This is a genomic window from Pseudoalteromonas sp. MelDa3, from assembly GCF_002863625.1.
Lineage (GTDB): Bacteria > Pseudomonadota > Gammaproteobacteria > Enterobacterales > Alteromonadaceae > Pseudoalteromonas > Pseudoalteromonas arctica.
Genome location: NZ_PJBR01000035.1, coordinates 1 through 21,492, shown reverse-complemented (window position 1 = coordinate 21,492; position 21,492 = coordinate 1). Strand labels below are relative to the sequence as shown.

Annotated in this window: 17 protein-coding genes and 2 pseudogenes; 9 read left to right on the top strand and 10 right to left on the bottom strand. The window is 37.3% G+C overall.

Annotation, left to right across the window (positions count from 1 at the left end):
* Window positions 1-1,007 precede the first annotated feature (1,007 nt).
* The gene (locus CXF89_RS09155) at window positions 1,008-1,784 is read right to left on the bottom strand and encodes a type 2 periplasmic-binding domain-containing protein (RefSeq protein WP_121954421.1); all 777 of its coding nucleotides are present in this window, start codon (window positions 1,782-1,784) and stop codon (window positions 1,008-1,010) included.
* 134 nt (window positions 1,785-1,918) lie between these two features.
* Window positions 1,919-3,208, bottom strand: a complete 1,290-nt coding sequence (gene msrA / locus CXF89_RS09150) for a peptide-methionine (S)-S-oxide reductase MsrA (protein ID WP_121954420.1) — start codon at window positions 3,206-3,208, stop codon at window positions 1,919-1,921.
* 256 nt (window positions 3,209-3,464) lie between these two features.
* Between msrA and pxpB the strand changes: the two genes are divergently transcribed.
* From pxpB to CXF89_RS09120, 6 genes and pseudogenes are all read left to right on the top strand, one after another.
* Window positions 3,465-4,130: a 5-oxoprolinase subunit PxpB gene (gene pxpB / locus CXF89_RS09145; protein WP_121954419.1), complete on the top strand. Its 666-nt coding sequence runs from the start codon at window positions 3,465-3,467 to the stop codon at window positions 4,128-4,130.
* Window positions 4,123-5,049, top strand: coding sequence for a 5-oxoprolinase subunit C family protein (locus CXF89_RS09140; RefSeq protein ID WP_121954418.1), 927 nt, complete (start codon window positions 4,123-4,125; stop codon window positions 5,047-5,049). Before pxpB ends, CXF89_RS09140 begins: the two co-directional genes overlap by 8 nt.
* Window positions 5,050-5,071: 22 nt before the next feature.
* Window positions 5,072-5,179: pseudogene (locus tag CXF89_RS21520) on the top strand (5-oxoproline transporter, DUF979 family subunit); the annotation flags it as partial.
* Entirely contained in the window at window positions 5,172-5,840 is a 669-nt protein-coding gene (pcp, locus tag CXF89_RS09130; protein ID WP_121954417.1) for a pyroglutamyl-peptidase I, read from the top strand. The pseudogene CXF89_RS21520 and the gene pcp, both read left to right, overlap by 8 nt.
* Before the next feature lie 153 nt (window positions 5,841-5,993).
* Complete coding sequence (gene asnB, locus CXF89_RS09125; RefSeq protein WP_121954416.1) at window positions 5,994-7,667, top strand: asparagine synthase B; 1,674 nt, start codon at window positions 5,994-5,996, stop codon at window positions 7,665-7,667.
* The gene (locus CXF89_RS09120) at window positions 7,651-8,538 is read left to right on the top strand and encodes a PhzF family phenazine biosynthesis protein (protein ID WP_121954415.1); all 888 of its coding nucleotides are present in this window, start codon (window positions 7,651-7,653) and stop codon (window positions 8,536-8,538) included. Before asnB ends, CXF89_RS09120 begins: the two co-directional genes overlap by 17 nt.
* 18 nt (window positions 8,539-8,556) lie before the next feature.
* Here CXF89_RS09120 and egtD read toward each other — a convergent pair whose 3' ends face one another.
* Entirely contained in the window at window positions 8,557-9,531 is a 975-nt protein-coding gene (gene egtD / locus CXF89_RS09115) for an L-histidine N(alpha)-methyltransferase (RefSeq protein WP_024590158.1), read from the bottom strand.
* Complete coding sequence (gene egtB, locus CXF89_RS09110) at window positions 9,528-10,799, bottom strand: ergothioneine biosynthesis protein EgtB (protein WP_121954414.1); 1,272 nt, start codon at window positions 10,797-10,799, stop codon at window positions 9,528-9,530. The genes egtD and egtB overlap by 4 nt, the downstream gene beginning before the upstream one ends.
* A 629-nt stretch (window positions 10,800-11,428) precedes the next feature.
* Between egtB and CXF89_RS09105 the strand changes: the two genes are divergently transcribed.
* A complete protein-coding gene (locus tag CXF89_RS09105; protein WP_024590156.1) occupies window positions 11,429-13,009 on the top strand; it encodes a BCCT family transporter in 1,581 nt (526 codons plus the stop codon).
* 242 nt (window positions 13,010-13,251) lie between these two features.
* Here CXF89_RS09105 and CXF89_RS09100 read toward each other — a convergent pair whose 3' ends face one another.
* The 3 genes from CXF89_RS09100 to CXF89_RS09090 all read right to left on the bottom strand — a co-directional run bounded on the left by CXF89_RS09100 (window position 13,252) and on the right by CXF89_RS09090 (window position 17,017).
* Window positions 13,252-13,962, bottom strand: coding sequence for a 3'-5' exonuclease (locus CXF89_RS09100; protein WP_024590155.1), 711 nt, complete (start codon window positions 13,960-13,962; stop codon window positions 13,252-13,254).
* A 3-nt stretch (window positions 13,963-13,965) separates the two neighbouring features.
* The gene (locus CXF89_RS09095; protein ID WP_024590154.1) at window positions 13,966-15,861 is read right to left on the bottom strand and encodes a DUF294 nucleotidyltransferase-like domain-containing protein; all 1,896 of its coding nucleotides are present in this window, start codon (window positions 15,859-15,861) and stop codon (window positions 13,966-13,968) included.
* 148 nt (window positions 15,862-16,009) lie between these two features.
* Window positions 16,010-17,017: an oxygen-dependent tRNA uridine(34) hydroxylase TrhO gene (locus CXF89_RS09090; RefSeq protein ID WP_024590153.1), complete on the bottom strand. Its 1,008-nt coding sequence runs from the start codon at window positions 17,015-17,017 to the stop codon at window positions 16,010-16,012.
* A gap of 208 nt (window positions 17,018-17,225) precedes the next feature.
* Between CXF89_RS09090 and CXF89_RS09085 the strand changes: the two genes are divergently transcribed.
* Window positions 17,226-18,554: a DEAD/DEAH box helicase gene (locus CXF89_RS09085; RefSeq protein WP_007583068.1), complete on the top strand. Its 1,329-nt coding sequence runs from the start codon at window positions 17,226-17,228 to the stop codon at window positions 18,552-18,554.
* Between the two features lie 2 nt (window positions 18,555-18,556).
* The gene (locus CXF89_RS09080; protein WP_024590152.1) at window positions 18,557-19,390 is read left to right on the top strand and encodes a CvfB family protein; all 834 of its coding nucleotides are present in this window, start codon (window positions 18,557-18,559) and stop codon (window positions 19,388-19,390) included.
* A 43-nt stretch (window positions 19,391-19,433) separates the two neighbouring features.
* Here CXF89_RS09080 and CXF89_RS09075 read toward each other — a convergent pair whose 3' ends face one another.
* From CXF89_RS09075 to CXF89_RS09065, 3 genes and pseudogenes are all read right to left on the bottom strand, one after another.
* On the bottom strand, window positions 19,434-19,808 hold the full coding sequence (locus CXF89_RS09075) for a hypothetical protein (RefSeq protein WP_007583062.1): 375 nt from the start codon (window positions 19,806-19,808) through the stop codon (window positions 19,434-19,436).
* 93 nt (window positions 19,809-19,901) lie between these two features.
* Window positions 19,902-20,606 carry an orotidine-5'-phosphate decarboxylase gene (pyrF, locus tag CXF89_RS09070; RefSeq protein WP_010552857.1) on the bottom strand — a complete coding sequence of 235 codons (705 nt, stop codon included), beginning with the start codon at window positions 20,604-20,606 and terminating at the stop codon, window positions 19,902-19,904.
* A gap of 351 nt (window positions 20,607-20,957) precedes the next feature.
* Window positions 20,958-21,492: pseudogene (locus tag CXF89_RS09065) on the bottom strand (lipopolysaccharide assembly protein LapB); the annotation flags it as partial.

Sequence of the window (21,492 nt, the reverse complement as noted above, 5' to 3'; positions counted from 1 at the left end):
TTTGATCAATTTAACGAATTAAATTGCACTATTACGTCGTTAAAAATTTTTTATTTACGACTGCATGGATGCAGGAGGTAGAGCAATGCAGGGAGCAATTGCCGAGAACAACTAGATACAAAAATTTTTGCCTAGTTCTAGCGTAATTTTCTTAACGTTAAATAGACCCCATATATAAGAAGATTGGTATAACCCCCTGCAAATTTGAATAATATTTTTTATTTAAATACATAAACTTAACGCCGAGCATTAGACTAAAGTCTATAGTTTAATTTTTTTCACTCATTGGTTTCATTTTTATCGTTTGTCGAAAATAAAGTTAAATATTAAAGTTACTTCATCAGCTCAAAACAACTTAGTTAATTTGTTTTTTAAGAGCAATAAATGCAACCTTTTGAGTTTTAGTAACTCAAACTTAGCAGTTAAAAGAATCTTATATTGTGTGTGTAAGATGTTGTCAGTGTGAAAAAGCGGTTCAAGTTAGGTGGTGACTTGGCTTGAACTGTTTTTATTCTTGGCTCAACCACATGATATGCATTACCAGGCTACGTAAGCGTAGTAAACAGAATCTTTATATTGTGTGTGAAGATGTTGTCAGTGTGAAAAAGCGGTTCAAGTTAGGTGGTGACTTGGCTTGAACTGTTTTTATTCTTGGCTCAAACCACATGATATGCATTACAAGGCTACGCAAGCGTAGTAAACAGAATCTTTATATTGTGTGTGAAGATGTTGTCAGTGTGAAAAGCGGTTCAAGTTAGGTGGTGACTTGGCTTGAACTGTTTTTATTCTTGGCTCAACCACATGATATGCATTACAAGGCTACGTAAGCGTAGTAAACAGAATCTTTATATTGTGTGTGAAGATGTTGTCAGTGTGAAAAGCAGTTCAAGTTAGGTGGTGACTTGGCTTGAACTGTTTTTATTATTAAGCACATACATAATATAGTTATATACAGGTTAATACCTTTTAAAAAGCCCCGTAAGTTATAACTTACGGGGCTTTTTTAGTTAATTTTTTATTTGATACTCTCTTTTTAATTTACTTATTTGCACTTTATGTGAAAGCAAAAATGTATCAAATTGCTTAACTACCTCAGGATAGTCAATCGACGATAATAAAAAGGCTTGTAAATCTGTCGGCAATTCGTTTTGAAAATAAACGGGTCGGGTTAATTTGAAATATTTAACGATATTATAGTTTAATACATCGTTAGATATGTAAATACACTCCACTCGCTCTTTTAAAAGCATCTCTATTAATTCCATTACGTTAGCTGTTTCAATTAGCTCAACGTTTTCGTTATTCATTAAAGGTTTAAAGCTTTGAGACGTAAACCCTCTCACCGTTGCAAAACTAACGCATTCATCAATAGTGATATTTTTATTTAAACTCGCAATACCCGTTTTAGTCACAACGGTTGGCTGCGAATAAATAATTTCATTTAAATCACCAAAGGAAGCTTTATAACTTGGTTTCCATTGTGGATTATCTGGATATTTAAAATCAACATGATGGTGATCAATGAATTCTTTATAAAGACGATTAATTGGCAGCGTGTAAAACTCAAATTCAAAATCGTGCTGCTGTGCAAATAAATTGAGCAACTCTTCACTGAAGCCATAATAGTCAGCACCATTTGTTCCACTACCATCAAAGTAAGGTAGATACTCTATATTCTCTACACCGACGACATAGTGCGTTGCCGACTTAGCATCGGTTATAAAAATTAAGAAAGCTAAAGGCAAATACATTAACTGCGTTGTTATTTTTATAAATTGATTCATTTACAGCCTAAGTTATATTATTGATGTGTAGTTCAACGCTTTAATTTTAACAAATTTGCAAAGAATATGATAAATCTATTTTATTTTATTCAAAAAAAAGCCTGATTAAAATCAGGCTTTACAAAGTAAAAGGTTTAGCTTTTATCTCTTGGTACAAAATCGAGTACTGTTGCGTTTATACAGTAGCGGTCTGTGCCTCTAGGGCCTTCTCCTGGGAATAAATGACCAAGATGAATACCTGTACTTTTAGAACGTAGCTCAATACGTGTTATTCCCCAGCTGCTATCGTCATGCTGCGTTACACTACTTTTTACTGGGTGCTTAAACGACAACCAACCAGTACCGGAGTTAAACCTATCGCTTGTATCAAATAGCGGCTCTCCACTTAATTTATCAACAAAAGTACCATCAGGTGTATTTTTAAACTCTTTGTACTCTTTACAATAAGGTCTATCTGTTCGTGCATCGAATGCAACTTTATAAGCATCACTGTTACCTAATTTAAAAGCGCCTAATGCTTTATAAAACTCTTCAGGTGTTGCATAGCCTTGACGGCCATATACCTCAACGCCATTTTCTAGAAACAAAATAGTCGGCGTTGCCCACGTGGCTGACTTAATAGTTAAATCATTAAGTTGGTCAGCATGACGAAATGTCATAGGTATTGTGCCTTTGTAATCATTTGCGACTGCTTTTTTAAATTTTTCACAGTACGGGCAGTAATCACGAGAATCAAGTACCACTATTTGCTTACCTGCGAGTAGAGCACTGTTGTCTGCTTTTTCTACGGGTGTTTTATTAAAAACTACGCCTGTAGAATGATCGGGGCAATAGCCATTAGGGTTCTTTTCTAGATAATTTTGGTGATATTCTTCTGCCGATACAAAACCTGTAAGCGGTTTAATAACCGTTTCGATTTTGCCGTAGCTCGCATCAGTTAAAAGCTGCTGATATTGCGATTTAACTTGCTCAGCTACTTTAGCTTGTGCATCAGTAGTCGTTAATACAATTGAACGATATTGCGTACCGATGTCGTTACCTTGGCGATTTTTTTGCGTAGGATCGTGACTTTCAAAATAGTTTTTTAAGAGTTCTTCTGCTGAAATTATATTGCTGTTATACATAACTTGCACAACTTCAGCATAATTGTTCTCGTCAAAACGACGAGACTGATCAGTAATATTTCTGTACGTTGCTTTAAACCCATTACCGTCAGCATAACCCGACTCAGCATCAATAACGCCATTAAGCGCTTCGTAGCGTTTTTCTGCTCCCCAAAAACAACCAGACCCCAGTACAATGGTTTCTACATGCATGGTGGCTTCTACATTACTGTGTTCTACCTTTTCCATAGATAAAGCAAAGCTGCCTGCGCTAAATATAATAGCAGCGCCTGATAAATATAATAAATGCTGGTGTTTCATAAAGTACCTCATAAACAAGTGCGTGCTAATTAAGACCTCCTTATCTTAATTTTCATTTCAACCTAATTACTTATTTAGTACGAAATGTATTAAGTTTTAGTCCTCAATAAGTTAAATACGATTAATTGAATATAAAAACACTCTTAAAGTAAGCTGGGTAAATAAACACTAAACATAACAACTTAGTCGCAATGGTGTAAATAAATTAATAAAACTGTGTTACGTTTAAATTATGTTGTACAAATAGGTTTATTTAATGAAGCCAGCTCCCCATATTTATGCATTAACAAACAGTAGTTTACTACTTGATGCATCGCATTTAGACGCTACAGATAGACTCTCTATTCAAAAGAAAATTTGGGCTTTAGCTAGCCACTGTAAAAGCACTGATGAATTTACCGATTTGGTGCCAGCCATGAACTCGCTCACTCTCTATTTAAAATCAGATAAACACTTAAATAAGTGGTTACAAGTGCTACCTTCGCTGTGGAATGATATTAAAACGAGTACTTTTAAAGGGCAACATCACTTAATCGAAACCATATACAAGGGTGAGGATATTAATTACGTGGCTCGTTATCATAATTTAAGCGCTGATGAGGTTATTAATATTCATAGTAAAACCAAGTACCACGTTTTATTTTTAGGCTTTCAGCCCGGTTTTGCTTACCTACATGGTTTAGAAGAGCAATTACATACGCCAAGGCGTGATGAGCCACGCATTAAAGTTCCTAAAGGCTCTGTTGCGATAGGTGCTGAACAAACCGGAATTTACCCCGCAGATACCCCTGGTGGTTGGCACATAATAGGTCATACAGATACTGCTTTGTTTGATTCGACCTCGGAGCAACCTTGTTTAATTCAACCAGGCGATACGCTTGAATTTGTTCCGCTAGTTAATAAAGGAGCAACTCATGATTAAAGTACTTAAAAGTGGTGTATTACTTACCATTCAAGATTTTGGCCGTGATGGCTACCGCCATCTAGGTGTAAGCAAAGCGGGCAGCTTAGACCCCTTTGCACAAATAATTGCTAATAGATTACTTAACAATAACGACAATGATGCCGTTTTAGAAATAACTGTTGGTCTGTGCGAGCTGGAATTCACCTGCGACACAGTAATTGCGCTTCATGGTGCAGATTTGCAAGCAACCCTTGATGGACAAGCAATTTACCCTGGTTGGACATACACAGTAAAAAATAAACAAGTACTGAGCTTTGCTACTGGTAGAGCTGGATTAAGAGCTTATTTAGCAGTGAAAGGCGGTATACAAAATACTGAAGTTATGAGCTCTAAATCTACAGATTTAAACGCATGTTTTGGTGGTATTGAAGGTAGAGCTCTCGCCACTGGTGATGAAATACCTATTACTCCTTATTATGGAGAGTTTATAAAAGTAGGCGCAATTGCTCCCGCCCAGCGCAAGCTTATAAGACTGCACCCAAGCCCTCATGCTAATTTGTTAGGCGAGCCTTTACTTAACAACTTTGTATCTACCGCATTTAAAGTTAGTAGTAACAGCAACCGAATGGGCGTAAGGCTTGAGCATAAAAATAATTTGGCACATTCGCACTCTTTGCCATCACTAGGGGTGAGTCCTGGGAGTATTCAACTGCCACCGAATGGTGAGCCTATTGTGCTACTTAACGATGGTCAAACAACCGGGGGTTACCCTCTTTTAGGGACTGTAATTGAAGCCGACTTACATCAATTTGCACAATTTAGACCTTTAGATACTGTTGAATTTAAATATGTAACGTTTGAAGAAGCAGCAAAGGCGAAGCAGAAACTTGACGGGCACCTACATCAATTGAGCCTTGCACTTAAAAATAACCTATAAAATATTCTAGAATCAACACGCCCTAGATTTAAAAAATAGGTACCATGTAATAAAGGTTCAAATTCCGACGGCCGTTTCCTTACTCGCCGTTAATATTATTTTAATGTATAGCTTGGTGTTTAATGACTAAATCAACTTCTACTATGCCGTGTGTATTAATAACTGGCTTTGCTCCTTTTGGTGGCGAAGCTATAAACCCTTCTTGGCAAGCAGTGCAAAAACTTGATGAAACTATCATCATGAAACACAAAATATGCACACTAGAACTTGCCTGTGAATTTAATACGTCTATCAGTCAGCTTATAAACGCCATTGAGTCGCACAATCCGGCGGTTGTTTTATGTATAGGCCAAGCTGGTGGGCGCAGCGAAATATCAATTGAGCGTATTGCAATAAACGTTGACGATGCACGCATTAAAGACAATGCAGGTAAGCAGCCTATCGATACACCAATAGAAAAAAATGGCCCTGATGCCTATTTCACAAACTTACCAATAAAGCGCATGTTACAAGCATTGCACAACAGCAATATACCTGCTGCCATTTCCAATACAGCAGGTACGTATGTGTGTAATCACGTTATGTATGGTCTTATGCATTACATAAATGATCACTGCGCTGTAATGAAAGGTGGCTTTGTGCATATTCCTTATTTACCAAGCCAAGCTGTGCACCACAATGGCGCACCAAGCATGAGCGAAGAAACCGTTATTAATGCCCTGAGAGTTATGATTGCACAAGCTTTAAACAATAATAGCGACGTAATAATAGCAGCAGGAACTACGCATTAACCACTTTGGTGCAATTACATCTAGCTTGGTGCATAAATTATTCTTAATTAATTGTAAAAGCTATGTGACTTGAGTAATTTTTTCTGATAAAACAAGGTTTCGCAGCACAGCAAATTGGCTCTGCTGCACACATAATAGGAATGAGGAGTTACTATGTGTTCAATTTTTGGGGTATTAGATATTAAATCTGATCCCACTCAATTGCGTACCCAAGCAATTGAAATGTCAAAGCTGCTTAGACACCGTGGCCCAGATTGGTCTGGTGTATATGCATCTGAAAAAGCTATTTTAGTGCATGAGCGTTTAGCTATTGTTGGTGTATCAAGCGGTGCACAGCCTTTATACAATCCTGAAAAAACAAATATTTTAGCGGTTAACGGCGAGATTTATAATCATAAAGAACTTGCAGCAGAGCTAGATGTTGATTTTACTTTTCAAACTCAATCAGACTGTGAAGTTATTTTAGCGCTGTATAAACAAAAAGGACCTGACTTTTTAGATGACCTAAATGGCATTTTTGCATTTTGTTTATACGACGAAGAAAATGACGCCTACTTAATTGGCCGTGACCATATTGGTATTATCCCGCTTTACACCGGTCACGACGAGCACGGTAACTTTTACGTTGCTTCTGAGCTAAAAGCACTTTCTCCAATTTGTAAGCATATTGAAGAATTTCCACCAGGGCATTACCTGTACAGCAAAGATGGCAAAATGACGCCTTATTACAAACGTGATTGGGAAACATTTGATGCAGTTAAAGATAACAGCGCAGAAGCGCAAGACGTTAAAGATGCATTAGAAGCGGCCGTTAAACGTCAATTAATGTGTGACGTGCCTTACGGTGTATTACTTTCTGGTGGTTTAGACTCATCGGTTATCTCTGCTATTACCCAGCGCTTTGCTGCAAAACGTATTGAAGATAACGACGAAAGCGATGCATGGTGGCCTAAGCTGCATTCTTTTTCAGTAGGCCTTGAAGGCTCGCCTGATTTAGCGGCTGCACAAAAAGTAGCTGACATGATTGGTACTATTCACCACCCTATCATTTTTACCATTCAAGAAGGTATTGATGCATTACGTGAAGTGATTTACCACATAGAAACCTACGACGTAACAACAATTCGTGCCTCTACACCTATGTACCTAATGGCTCGCCAAATTAAAGCGATGGGCATTAAAATGGTGTTATCTGGCGAAGGTGCTGATGAGCTATTTGGTGGTTACTTATACTTCCATAAAGCCCCTAACGCACAAGAGTTTCATGAAGAGCTAAACCGTAAAGTATCAAAACTGCATATGTTTGACTGTTTACGTGCTAATAAATCAATGGCGGCATGGGGCGTAGAAGCACGTGTACCGTTTCTTGATAAAGAATTTGTTGATGTTGCTATGCGTATCAACCCTGAAGCTAAAATGTGTAAAGATGGAAAAATTGAAAAACACATTTTACGTGAAGGCTTTGAAGGTTACTTACCTGATGAAGTGCTATGGCGTCAAAAAGAGCAATTTTCAGACGGTGTAGGCTACAGCTGGATTGATACCTTAAAAGAGTTTGTAAATGAGCAAGTGAGCGATCAAGAGCTTACAAATGCAAAATTTAAATACCCTATTAATACACCAGATTCAAAAGAAGCTTACTACTACCGTACTATTTTTGAATCGCATTTCCCTGGTGATGCATCAGCTAAATGTGTACCGCATGGTAAATCGGTAGCGTGTTCGACTCCTGAAGCACTTGCATGGGACGCATCGTTCCAAAACAATGCTGATCCATCAGGTCGTGCTGCAGGCGTTCATAACGACGCATATGCAAGCAAAGGTTAATACTCTTTGTTTAGCAAAGCGTAAGCCTAAATGGCTTACGCTTCGCTTTATAGAGTTCACTTCCACCGAATCTGTTTTTTATAGCTCTGCAAATAACTTAAAAGGCTCAAGCGCTTTAATTGTTATTTATAAAAATGGGTTAACATCAAAAACAATGCAATATATTGCATCACAATCAATTCACCCAGCTACCGTATTTTTAAATCAAAATGAGATAACTAAACGCCATTGCAATATTCGCTGGTTTAACCAAACAAGTGAAATTAAACGCTGCGGACATGGCACTTTAGCGGCCGCTAATTTTTTAATAGGTTATTTGGGTTATTGCCCTGAAGTATTTACTTCAATGAGTAATGAGCGCTTTACTATAAGAGTAAAAAAACAACGCGCTCAGCTGTTACTAAAAAGCATAGAGCCTAAAAAAAGCGAGTTAGCTGAAGGTGAGTTACAAAGTGTGTTTTCAGTAGCAATAAAAGCAGCCTACACTACCGCTGATAAAAACGGTTATACGGTTGTGTTATTTAATAAAGAATTTAATAAGGAATTTAGTAAAGAATTCGATAAATCAGTTAAAAAAGACGATTTAAAAAGCGTACACGTTGATTTTAAAGCTTTGTGTGCACTCCACAAAAATGCAATAATTGCCCTTAGTATAAAAAATAAAGACAAGAAAAATGCCATAGCGCATTTTAGATACTTTGCACCCCAGTTTGGTGTTAATGAAGACAGTGCTACAGGCTCTGCGATATCTGTTATTGCCCCCCTTCTATTTAGACTGTACAGTTTAAATAAAGCCAAGCTTATACAACAATCAAATAATGGTGCATTGCTAAACTATGAGTTTAACAATGCTAAAGTTGTCATTTACTAAACATGACTTAAGTAACGTTTAAAGCGGTCTTAATAAGCACAGGGCAAAATAGTTACTATCGTCTTGCCATGTTTGCTCTAACTTTAAATTAGCTTGCGCTGCAAGCTGCTTAAACGACTCAAGCGTGTACTTGTGAGAGTTTTCCGTATGAATGCTTTCACCTTCTATAAAGTCTATTTGCTGATCATTTATAATCACGCTTTGAGTACAATTACTTACTAAATGCATTTCGATACGGCTATGTTGCTCGTTAAAGCGTGACTCGTGGCTGAAATTGTCTAAGTTAAATGTGCCATTTAACTCGTTATTAATACGTTGTAGTAAGTTTTTATTAAACGCGGCGGTTATACCTAACTTATCGTTATATGCATCAAGTAACACTTGGCGCTCTTTTACTAAATCAATGCCAATTAGCACATAGCCATTTAAACCACATAAGCGATGGAAATTATTCATAATTTCAATTGCTTTTACAGGTGCAAAATTACCAAGAGTAGACCCCGGAAAGTACACCAAATTAGTTTGACTGTCTAAAGCGGTGTCTTTGGTTAGCTGTTTGACCATTTGGCTATGTGTAAAGTCTCCTAATAATGGAGAAATTGCCAAATCTGGAAATAATGGTGACAAATGTGCAAGTGAATAACTGAGCATCTCCTCAGATATTTCAAACGGTACAAAGGTTTTAACGTTTGCCATATGCGCTAATAAATAGGCTACCTTTTTACCCGAGCCACAGCCGGGCTCTATAATAGAGAGGTTTTCAGGTAGCATTTGAGCAATCGACTTTGAGTGTTGCTCTAATATAGAAAGCTCAGTACGTGTAACATAATACTCTTGTAAGGTTGTTATTTGCTCAAATAATGCAGCACCTTTATCATCATAAAAATATTTACACGGAAGCGTTTTTTGTTGTTGAGTTAATCCGCTTATCACGTCGTTTAGAAATTCAGTGTCGGTTATGTTGCTTTGCTTAATCGCTGTTACTTGGCTCATACTATATCCTTAGCTAGTCTTATCCCGCTGCACATCCACGCTTGATGCGGGTAATAAAAATTTCGGTATGTTTGTCGTAAATGGTTTTGAGGGGTAAACACACACCCACCACGTAACACCATTTGGTTATTCATAAACTTACCATTGTATTCCCCTGCTACTCCTTCAATAGGCTTAAAACCGGGGTATGGTAAATATGCACTGTTCGTCCATTGCCAACACGAATCAGTTAACTGATTTATTTCAGTATCACTCTTTGCTTGCTGAGGTGTTAGGTAGTGATTATTAATCTCTGTTGAAGGTGTATTTTTGGCTGCATATTCCCATTCGAACTCTGTAGGCAAGCGAGCCTTTACAAAATTAGCATAGGCACTGGCCTCAAAATAACTAACATGACAGATCGGGGTATTTAAATTGAGAGGCTCTAATCCATAGTGTGTAAACTCAAACCACTCGTTATCTATACAATGCCAATATAATGGTTGCGTTAGAGCGTTGTTTTGTATATTTGCCCAACCGTCACTTAACCAATACTGTGGATTTCTGTATCCACCTGCATTTATAAAGTCTAAATATTCACCATTGGTGACCAACCTATTAGCAAAGTTAAATGAATGAATTAATACTTGGTGTTTGGGGCGCTCGTTATCATATGCAAATTCATCGTCGGCATTTGTACCTATATTAATAATGCTTTGCTCAAAATTTATAAAATTGAGAGGCTTAATATCTGCTGATTTGTTTTGGCTGTTTAAAGGCGATGTTTTATATTGCGGAAATAATGGATTTACTGAAAAGTTATATTTGATGTCCATAAGCATTAGTTCTTGATGCTGTTGCTCGTGGTGTAACCCAAGTTCAATAATATCTTTAATTTGTGGACTAACTTCAGTTTTAAGTAATTCAACCACACAGCTATCTACATGCTCTCTATAAGCTAAAACTTCATCCAAACTAGGTCTAGATAAACTACCTCGGTTTGCCCGTTTAAATTGCTCTCCAATCCCATTGTAGTAAGAATTAAAAAGCATTCGGTAGTGAGAGTTAAACACAGTGTACTGTTTACAGTAAACACTAAGTAAAAACGTTTCAAAAAACCACGTGGTGTGCGCTAAATGCCATTTGCCTGGGCTGGCATCTGCCATAGCTTGTAATTGGCAATCTTCTACAGTGAGTGGTTCAATAATAGCCAGGCTTTCGCCTCTAACGCTGCAAAAGCGTTTAACAAGTTCGTTTTGATTGGTATTGTTTAAAGCGCATTCACGCATAATAGTATTAATCCTTTGCCTATCTATTTATAAAATATAGCTTAGTGTTGTGTTAAATCATATTCATATTACAACTTGATTAAAGATGCTTATCAGCTTATAAATTTATACTAGCCCTAAAGGGAAATTTGCTCTTTGCAGCTCGTTTTTTAATTATTCTTACGTGCATGTAAGCATGCAGAATAACGCAGGAGCAGTTATCGAACCGTTAGGTTACAAACCTAGGATCGATTAAACAGCTCCTAAATTGAACAAATTTTAATCCTAAAAGATCAACAAGCCCTAGTATTTAAGCATTAATTAAGTTGCTTAAAAGTGATCTTTTTTTACTTAACTAAGTAAATTAATACTTTTAATAGCAAACTAAATTTTAACGTTCACTGAATTTATAATTTTAGGGCTTTTTAAATAAAAGAATCATTAATTTGGCTATATAAACAGCGTTTTAAATACAAATTCATTTACATTTAATATTTAACTCATACACTACTAGCTGTATGATCACTCTTCAAATTAGTTAGTCTTCAAATAATTACAGTATTACTTTTTACTTAATATTTAAAGGCTAATGTAATTCGATATGACGCCGAATTTATTTTGGCTTGTTAGGACAACTAAAGAGGTATTGCATGAAGGAAAATCATGACAAATATAGTATTGACAATACGGACTACACCGTAGGTCAGGACAACGTACAAAAGTGGGGTTTTGATATACACAACCCTGTTTTTGGAACTAGTGCGGGCCTGATTGTCATCTTTTTAATCGCCATACTTGTTACCGACCCACAAACTGCAAAAACAGCGCTTGATAGTATCAAGACCGATATTATTAATAATTTTGATGCCCTATTTATGTGGGCTGCTAACTTCTTTGTACTCTTTTGTTTAGCACTTATTGTTTCTCCTTACGGGAATATTCGCCTTGGTGGTGATGATGCTAAACCTTCTCACTCTCGAGTTTCATGGCTTGCTATGTTATTTGCTGCAGGTATGGGTATCGGCCTTATGTTTTGGGGCGTTGCTGAACCGGTTGCTTACTTTACTGGTTGGTACGAAACACCACTTAATGTAGCCGCTAATACACCAGAAGCTGCAAAATTAGCAATGGGCGCAACTATGTTCCATTGGGGTCTTCATCCTTGGGCTATTTACGCTGTTGTTGGTTTATCTCTTGCATTTTTTACGTATAACAAAGGTTTACCGCTTTCTATTCGTTCTATTTTTTATCCTATATTAGGTGATAGAGCATGGGGTTGGCCTGGTCATATCATTGATATCTTAGCTGTACTTGCTACGTTATTTGGCCTTGCAACATCTTTAGGTTTAGGTGCTCAACAAGCCTCTGCAGGTATTAACCATGTATTTGGTACAGAAGGTGGCATTGGCTCTCAAATTCTAGTTATTGCGGGTGTAACACTTTTAGCCATTGTTTCTGTGGTTCGCGGTATTGACGGTGGTGTGAAACTGCTAAGTAATGTAAACATGTTAATTGCTTTCTCATTATTATTGTTTGTTTGTTTAGTGGGCTTTGCTGTAGCAATGGGTAATGTACCGACTACCGTGATGGGCTATGTAGAAAACATTATTCCATTGAGTAATCCTCACGGCCGTGAAGACGAAACATGGATGCATGGCTGGACTGTATTTTACTGGGCTTGGTGGATTTCTTGGTCACCGTTCGTAGGTATGTTTATCGCGCGTGTATCACGTGGTCGTACAATTCGTGAGTTCTTAATTGCGGTATTACTCGTCCCTACTGCTGTTACCATTTTATGGATGTCTATATACGGCGGTATTGCTATTGATCAAGTAGTTAATGGTGTTGGTGCACTAGGCACTAATGGTTTAACTGATGTCCCTTTAGCTATGTTCCAGATGTTTGATGCATTACCTCTATCTAATATCTTATCATTTATTGCGATTATATTAGTGTTAGTATTTTTTATTACGTCATCTGACTCAGGCTCATTAGTCATTGATTCAATTACAGCTGGCGGTAAAATTGACGCACCGGTGCCACAACGTATATTTTGGGCAACGGTAGAGGGCGCAATTGCAGCGGCCTTACTTTGGATTGGTGGTACACAAGCAATCGAAGCACTACAAGCAGGTGCTGTTTCTACAGGCTTGCCATTTACTATTGTATTGTTGTTTATGTGTTTAAGCTTAGTTTTAGGTTTACGAACTGAGCCTCGCCCAGTTAAATAATACTTTTAGTAAGCAATACTTTTAATTAGTAACGAAAGCGCCGCAATTTTTGCGGCGCATTTTTATTTAACTATTTAAGGTTATACCCATTCGCTTAATAAAGTGATCTATTTTGTGGCAGGAAAAACTTCTCGATAGTAAGGCAAAATTTCTTTATTTAGTTGCTCTAAATGAGAAATTTTTAACGCAGCTAGCGTCAGGTTTAACCCTCAATATGATTAAAGTATTATTGCGTATTAGTATTATACCCACAACTCTGAGATTGGAGTATCTACACGGTAATGATGACTCAGTTGCGCTTGTAAAAGCTCAGCTGTGGCAAGTGCATCCGTTAACGCATTATGATTTTGGTACGCAGGTAGGGAATAACGCGCACGGCAATCTGTTAATCTGAGCGAGCCTAGTTTTGTATTAAATAATCGGCCTAATAAACCTTGCCTCTCTTTTAGTGCTCTTTTTTCTAGCTCCATTGTGTCAACAAGAGCAAACTCAATACCTTCTTTAAGCCTTAGTAATAACGCATTATTTAAAAAATGGCGTTCTATTGCGGCGTAATGTACCACGACAACTTTACCACTTAGCGCTTCAAGTAAAGGCTCAATAATTCGATTAAAGTCTGGGGCGTCATCGACCTCAGAGTGCGTTATTCTATGGATTAAAATAGACTCTTCATGCAGGTTACGTCTTGGTTGAACAACCCAATGCCGGCTGTGTTTACAATAAATACGCTTTAAATTAAACGGCACTAAGCCAACACTCACAATATCGTCGTTTTGGCTATTTAAACCTGTTGTTTCAAAGTCCATTGCTACGAAAGGCACATCTTCTACAGCGGCTTTATCTTGATTATAAGCACCTGCATAAAAGTGTTTTAGAAGTTTATTTTCGGTGCTGTTGGCAAGCTCGTTATATCTAGCTTGCCAATCAACTGCTTTGTAATTACGCGGGTTCATAGGCTACTTCACACCTGAGTTTGCTGTGTAGCTAAATTTCAAATAGCTTTGTGCTTTTTCTAAAATAGCGAATGCCTCTTTCAAGTTTCGCTGTTCAAAAGGAGACAGTAAATGTGGGTCTAAGTCGTTATCAGGCTCTTCGCCCTTCTCTATTTGCCACGCTTGATGGCGAATTCGCATCATGGCAATATACTCAAGTGAATCACGTAAATCTTGCGCTTTACCCTGCGGTAATAGCTTAGCTTCAATAATGTCTTCTAATCGCTCAAACGAGTTTTGTTTACGCGAACCAATAGCTAATGCGTGTACACGTATAACATCAGAAAGTGGTGCAGTACCTCTTCGTTTTAAGTTCATTGAACGCTTATGTTGGCCGTTATGCTCCATAACAAAGCCTTTAAAAAAGCCAAGAGGTGGTGTCCTATTTCGAGCATTTGCCGCCATATTTGCTAGAAATATACGATTCACTTTACTTTGTTTCGCTATAAATATTTTAAGCTCGTCGGCCCACTTGGTTTTGCCCCATACACCATCTAAATCAAAAAATATAGAGCTATTAAGCAGTGCTTGTGGTTTTGGCTGGGCTATCCAATCAGCAAATTGATCAAACCACTCTGAGCGAGTTTTACGCCATTTTTTAAACGACGCCATTATTTCTCCATCACAGTAGGTGTAACCACACTGCGCTAAGCCATCACACACAAAATCGGCAATACTTTGAAAATACGCGTTATGTTTTTCGTCATCGTAACTGTCATCTAAAATTAGTGCGTTATCTTGATCAGTTACAATAAGTTGCTCGTCGCGAGCCATTGAGCCCAGTGCAATAAAACAATAAGGAACGGGAGGTGGACCAAAATTTTCTTCAGCTAATACAAGTAATCTTTGTTTAAATGTACGTCCTATAACGGCCATGGCAGTACCAATCATGTGTGAATTTGCATCTTCATTAACCATACGGACAAATACATTGGGCAATTGGCGTGCATAATGCGCTAAATCCTCAATTGTTTGTTGAGCAAGTATGCCGCGTACAAGTAATAAGCTGCTTTGCGATTCGTAACGTAAAATATCAGAGAGGGAGATAACTCCTATAGGACGTCTTTTTTGTACTACGGGCAAATGATGGAGATTATCTCTGAGCATGGCAAGTACTGCTTCAAAAATATAGTCATTAGCGTCTAAAAGCACTAAGTTAGTAGACATAATATCTTTTGCTTGTGTATTAAAGCTAAGCCCTTTAGCCACTACTTTTGATCGTAAATCCCTATCGGTTATAATGCCAACGACTTGTCCATCATCTTCCTCAGGATCGTCGTTTATTGGTTTATTTACATCGGTTACCAAAACTGACGATACCGCCTCTTCGGTCATTAATTTAGCGATATCTTGTATTGTAGAGGTTGCATCTACGGTGACTACATCTCTGTGAATTAATGATTTTACTTTAGCGGTTGTAAGGTCATTGCCATCGGCTTGTTCAACAATAGCTTGATGTAAACGCACGTTACCATCTGTTTCAAAGTAATCAGCAAACGCATCAAACTCATCACAGTAACGATTAAATAGCTCAACATTTATACAATAAACTAACGTATCTTCAAGAGCAGTTGCAGGAAAACGCACCTTACGGTTCATCAATAAACCCATTTGACCAAATATTCCTGCGATGGCCAAACGATTGTATAGCTCACCATTTCGGCGATACATTTCTACAGAACCACTTCTAATCACATACAAATCAGATATGTCTTGTCCAAAACTTAAAATGTCTGTTTTTGCTCTAAAATAAGCAACTTCTACTTGTTGAGCTAGCTCATTAAGCGCTTTTTGAGGTAAGTCATCAAAAGGAGGATGTTGTGCTAAAAATTGTGCGATTTCAACTTGTTCGGCTTGCATAAATCCCTTCCTGTATGCGCATTAAAATGACTAAATATGTTTTGCAGATTAACACTATCATCGGAGTGTGAAAACAATTACTGCACAATTTTGGGCACAAAAAAAGAGTCTAAATAGACCCTTTAAATGTAATACTTATTGTAAAAATTTATTTACCGCGCTGAGCGTCTTTTTGGGCTTTTTTGGCTTCTTTACGTTGCTGTAAAACAGCCTGTGCCTCATTACCAATATGGCCTTCACCACGGGCTTGCGCTAATTCTATTTGCTTTTGGCGCTCCGCAAAACGTGTCCGTTGCTCGTCTGTCACTTCTTCAATACAATGATGACAAGATACACCTTCCATGTATTCAGGCTTTAACTTTTCGTCTTCTGTAATTGGCATACGGCACGCGTGGCATTGATCATAAGAGCCTTTTTGTAAGTCGTGATCAACCGCAACGCGATTATCAAATACAAAACATTCGCCTTCCCACATGGTTTCTTCTTTTGGCACTTCTTCTAGATATTTTAAAATGCCGCCTTCAAGATGATAAACTTCGTCAAAACCTTGCTCTTTCATGTAGGCCGTCGATTTTTCGCAGCGGATACCACCTGTACAAAACATCGCTACTTTTTTATGTTTTTCAGGGTCTAAGTTTTCTTTAGCCCACTGTGGAAATTCGCGAAAGGTTTTAGTATTTGGATCGACTGCATTTTGAAATGTACCAATTTCAATTTCGTAATCATTACGTGTATCAATTAAAATTACTTCTGGATCAGATATAAGTGCGTTCCACTCATTTGGCTTTACATAGCTACCCACAACTTTAAGCGGATCTACGCCTTCAACGCCCATCGTTACAATTTCTTTTTTTAGTTTTACTTTAGTGCGGTAAAACGGGCATTCATCATCGTAAGATTCTTTTGTTACGATGTTTTTTAAATTTGGTTGCTCATCAAGCCAGGCTAATAAGTTGTCTATCCCTTCACGTTTTGCAGAAACAGTGCCGTTTATACCTTCGGCAGCGAGTAGTAAAGTACCGCGTACTTCATTTGCTTCCATCACTTCAAGCAAAGGCTTACGGATAGCTTCAAATCCAGGTAAACCAACAAATTTATACAGCGCACATACTACAAAGTGATCGCCCGTTACATTATCTTTATGAACAACAGTCATTATATTTCCTATTTTGCCTTGTTAGCCAGTATTGGCGTTTACCGAATCGTAAATCCGGCGCATATGGGGCGCGTATTTTACGCTTTTTTAGTTTAATTGCAAAAAATAGCGCTATAGATTGGTTTTTACTGTTAGCGACCTATCTGTGTAAGCTATAATGCGCTGATAAATTTATAGACTTAATTTGCTCATTTTGGAGAAACACACATTGCAGTTTACTGATCTTGGGATTGATACACGCCTTGAAACACAACTAGCACATCAAGGGATCACCCAGCCCACCGATATTCAAGCGCATGCAGTGCCTACCGCACTTGCAGGGCATGACATTTTCGCTCAGTCTAAAACTGGGTCGGGCAAAACCTTGGCGTTTTTATTACCTGCTGTACAAAGGGTTATGAAACAAAAAGCACTCAGTAAACGCGATCCTCGTGTACTTATTGTTGCTCCTACTCGTGAGCTTGCTACGCAAGTATTTACCCAGCTGCGTTTATTAATTGCAGGCACAGCCATTAAGGCCGTAAAAATACTTGGTGGCGAAAACTTTAATGACCAAATAAAAGCACTTAGAAACGACCCACAATTCGTAGTTGCTACACCTGGGCGTTTAGCTGATCACATTACAAAACGCTCATTACAATTGAGTGGACTAGAACTGCTTATTTTTGATGAAGCCGATCGTATTTTAGATTTAGGCTTTACCGAGCAGTTAAAAATGATTAACGAGCAAGCTAATCACCGCTTACGTCAAACGTTATTGTTTTCTGCAACACTTGACCATGCACAAGTAGATGCTCTATCACGTAACCTATTAAAAAAACCAAAGCAAATTACGCTAAGTGCAGCGAACGAGCAACATAGCGATATTAAACAAACTTTATATCTAGCCGATCACCTTGACCATAAAGAAGCGCTATTAGAGCACTTTTTGAATCAAGATGATGTTGGTCAATGCATTATCTTCACAGCAACACGTTCTGACACGAGTCGCTTGAGTGAAGCGCTTAATGCTAAAGGCTTCAAGTCTGTAGCGCTTGCTGGTGATTTAACACAAAATAAACGTTTAGATATAATGGATTCGTTTAGTCGCGAAAACTTTAAAATATTAATCACAACCGATGTTGCATCTCGTGGTTTAGATTTACTAAGTGTAACGCATGTTATTAACTTTGATTTGCCAAAACACGCTGAAGAATATGTACACCGCATAGGTCGTACAGGACGAGCAGGCTTTAAAGGTAACGCAATTTCATTAGTTGGCCCAAAAGATTGGGCAAGTTATTTAGCTATTAAAGCATTTTTAAATGATGAGTTAAAATTTGCGAGCGTAGAGGGCTTAAAAGCTAAGTTTAAAGGTTTAAAAGAGAAAAAGCCTGAGGCAACGTGGGATAAATCTAAAGAAAAATCCGCCGCTGTTAAAAAGCCTGTATTTAAACGCAAAGCCAAACCTAAAAAGCCAACAGCACCAATTAAAGCACCAATGAACATTGATGGCGATACACCAATGCGCCGTAAAAAAAAGACTGAGCAGGAATAATTATGAGTTACCTAGGAACCACACAAACATTATTTGTAAAAGAAGTGAGTAACGAAGGTGCTTACTTAGACGGTCATGATTTAGGTGAAGTGTTTTTACCAAAACAAGAAATTAAACATGAGCTTGAAGCGGGCGATAGCATTAGTGTATTTATCTTTTTAGACAACGCTAACTTAGCAACTGCCACAACTAAAAAGCCACACGCACAAGTAGGTGAATATGCCCTGCTTCGCGTTAAAGAAATTAATAGTATTGGCGCATTTTTAGATTGGGGTCTTGAAAAAGATGTACTAACCCCGTTTAACGAACAAAAACCACGCATGCAAGAAGGTCACTCATATTTAGTTCGTTTGTACCTTGATAATGCAAGCCAACGTATTTGTGCATCAAATAACTTTAATCGCTTCCTATCTAAAGATGAGCCACAATATACTCACTTACAAGAAGTGGATTTAATTGTTGCTGGCAAAACAGATATTGGCTACAAGGTATTAATTGAAGAATCGCATTTCGGTGTTGTTTTTTACAATATGGTATTTAAAAGCTTATTTGTGGGTCAAAAGCTTAAAGGCTTCATTCAGAAAGTACGTGAAGACGGAAAAATTGATGTTGTATTAGAAAAACCAGGTATGGGAAAAGTAAGTGACCTTGGTGAAACTATTATGCAAAAACTAAAAAATGAAGGTGGTGTTATCCCATTAGGTGATAAATCTGAACCTGAAGCTATAAAAAAGATGTTTTCTACTAGTAAAGCTAACTATAAAAAAGCAATTGGTGGATTATTCAAACAAGAGTTGATAGATATTGAAGCGAAATCCATTCGCTTAAGATCTTAATTATAAATAATAGGCTGTAATTACTAATATTATCTGTTTGTAATTAACCTAAAATATACTTATAAGGCAATGTACATTGCGTATATTGCCTTGAATAATCAAGCACTTCACCTTTTGACTCTAGGTTAAGCGGTGCCAAACGAAAAACCTTCTTTTCGCATTCTATTTTTTTATCATCAAGCTTAGATATGCAATCAGTTACTGTTATATGCTGAGATGTAAGTGTATCCTCATTTTTGTAACATAGGTGGTGTGCATAATCTTGCATTGTTTGTTTAAAATCGAACATATTGACAGGGTAATTCGTGATTATATCTGTTACTGATGTAACATCATCATATGCTTTATTAGAAAAAAGATTTTTATTTACTGAAAAACCCGCAACAATAATAATTATAAAACCTAATAATAACTTCAAAACAAACCCCTACTACATTTCAATCCTAATAATGTAACATAAAATACACATGAGGTAAGGGCTTTTAGCACTATATTGCTGCTTTTTGTTAAATTATGCTATAGATCTATTAACATCACTAAGCACTTTTACGGGATCATCCGCCTGAGTAATAGGTCGGCCTATAACTAAATAATCACTTCCTGCATCTATTGCTTGCTTAGGAGTCATAATACGCTTTTGATCGCCAGCATCACTGCCTTCAGGACGTATACCTGGTGTTACAAGTTTAAAGTTCTCACCTAACTCTGCTTTTAAAGCTTTTGCTTCTTGTGCAGAACACACAACGCCATCAAGCCCTGCTTCCTTTGCAAGCTTAGCTAAATATATAACTTGCTCTTGAGCAGATTTATCAACGCCTAAACGCTTTAGTTCTGTTTCATCCATGCTTGTTAATACAGTAACCGCGATAAGTAATGGCGCTTTATCGCCAAATTGTTCTAGAGCCGATTTAGCTTTGCTCATCATTTCAAAACCACCAGAAGCATGAACGTTTACCATCCACACACCCATTTTCGCAGCTGCAGTAACAGCTTTAGCTACTGTATTAGGGATGTCATGAAATTTTAAATCTAGAAAAACATCAAAACCTAAATCAATTAACTCTTTAACAAATGCAGGTCCAAAATAAGTAAACATCTCTTTGCCTACTTTAAGGCGACATGTATCAGGAGAAAGTTGTTTAACAAAGTTTAAAGCAACCTCTTGATCATCGTAATCTAATGCTATAAGAATTTTTTTTGAGTGTTCGAAAGACATGACTATCCTAATGTATGGCTATAATACCAATCCGCAATAATACTTAATCAATTTGAGGACCAAATCTGACGCTAACTGCGTTAAAAATTTCTTATATAGAACAATAATATTACGAAATTTTTTGCCTTGTTATCGACACGATTTTCTTACCTCAAAACAGACCACTTAATTAAGCGAATTGATATAAAGTAATTGTATAAGTAGATTTAATGCAATAGTGCTAGCTGGTAATTTGAGAGAAGGTGTAGAGAAATTTATATAGACACAACATCAAAAAATTCCAACCCAGTAAACTCTCAGTTTAATTTGCTAAAATTATCATAGTTAAATCCGATATTATTTAAGGGGTTATTAAAATCCGTCTAAGCCTCGACTTGGAACAATGGTTTCCCAATGCTTACAAGAAGGGCAATTCCAATATATTGTGTAGCTTGTAAAACCGCAATGCTGACATTGGAAATCAGGTTTTGTAGCAATATAAGAGGTTACAAGCTTATCAATTTCATTAAGTACTTCTTTAGTATTTTTATTTTGGTCACCCATTAATTGCAGTAAAAAACTGAAACCACGAATAGTAGGTTGACGTTTTAAGCTATCAGTTAGAAATTCAAAGGCTTGTTTAGTGTGTCCTTGCTCAAGCAATGCTTGGCAATGTTTTATTTTAATTAATACACCGCCCTTTTCTAACAAGTCACTGACTAATTCATGAAATTGATGCGTTAAATTTAATTGTTTATAGCTGTGAGCTAGCTCATCAATAAACAACGGCGCAAACAAAGTGAATTGTGATACAAGCTCACGCCAGTAATAAATAGCTTTAACGTAATCTTCTTTCGCGTAAGCAACTAATCCTAACTCGTAAAGCGGACGTACGGCTTTATAATTT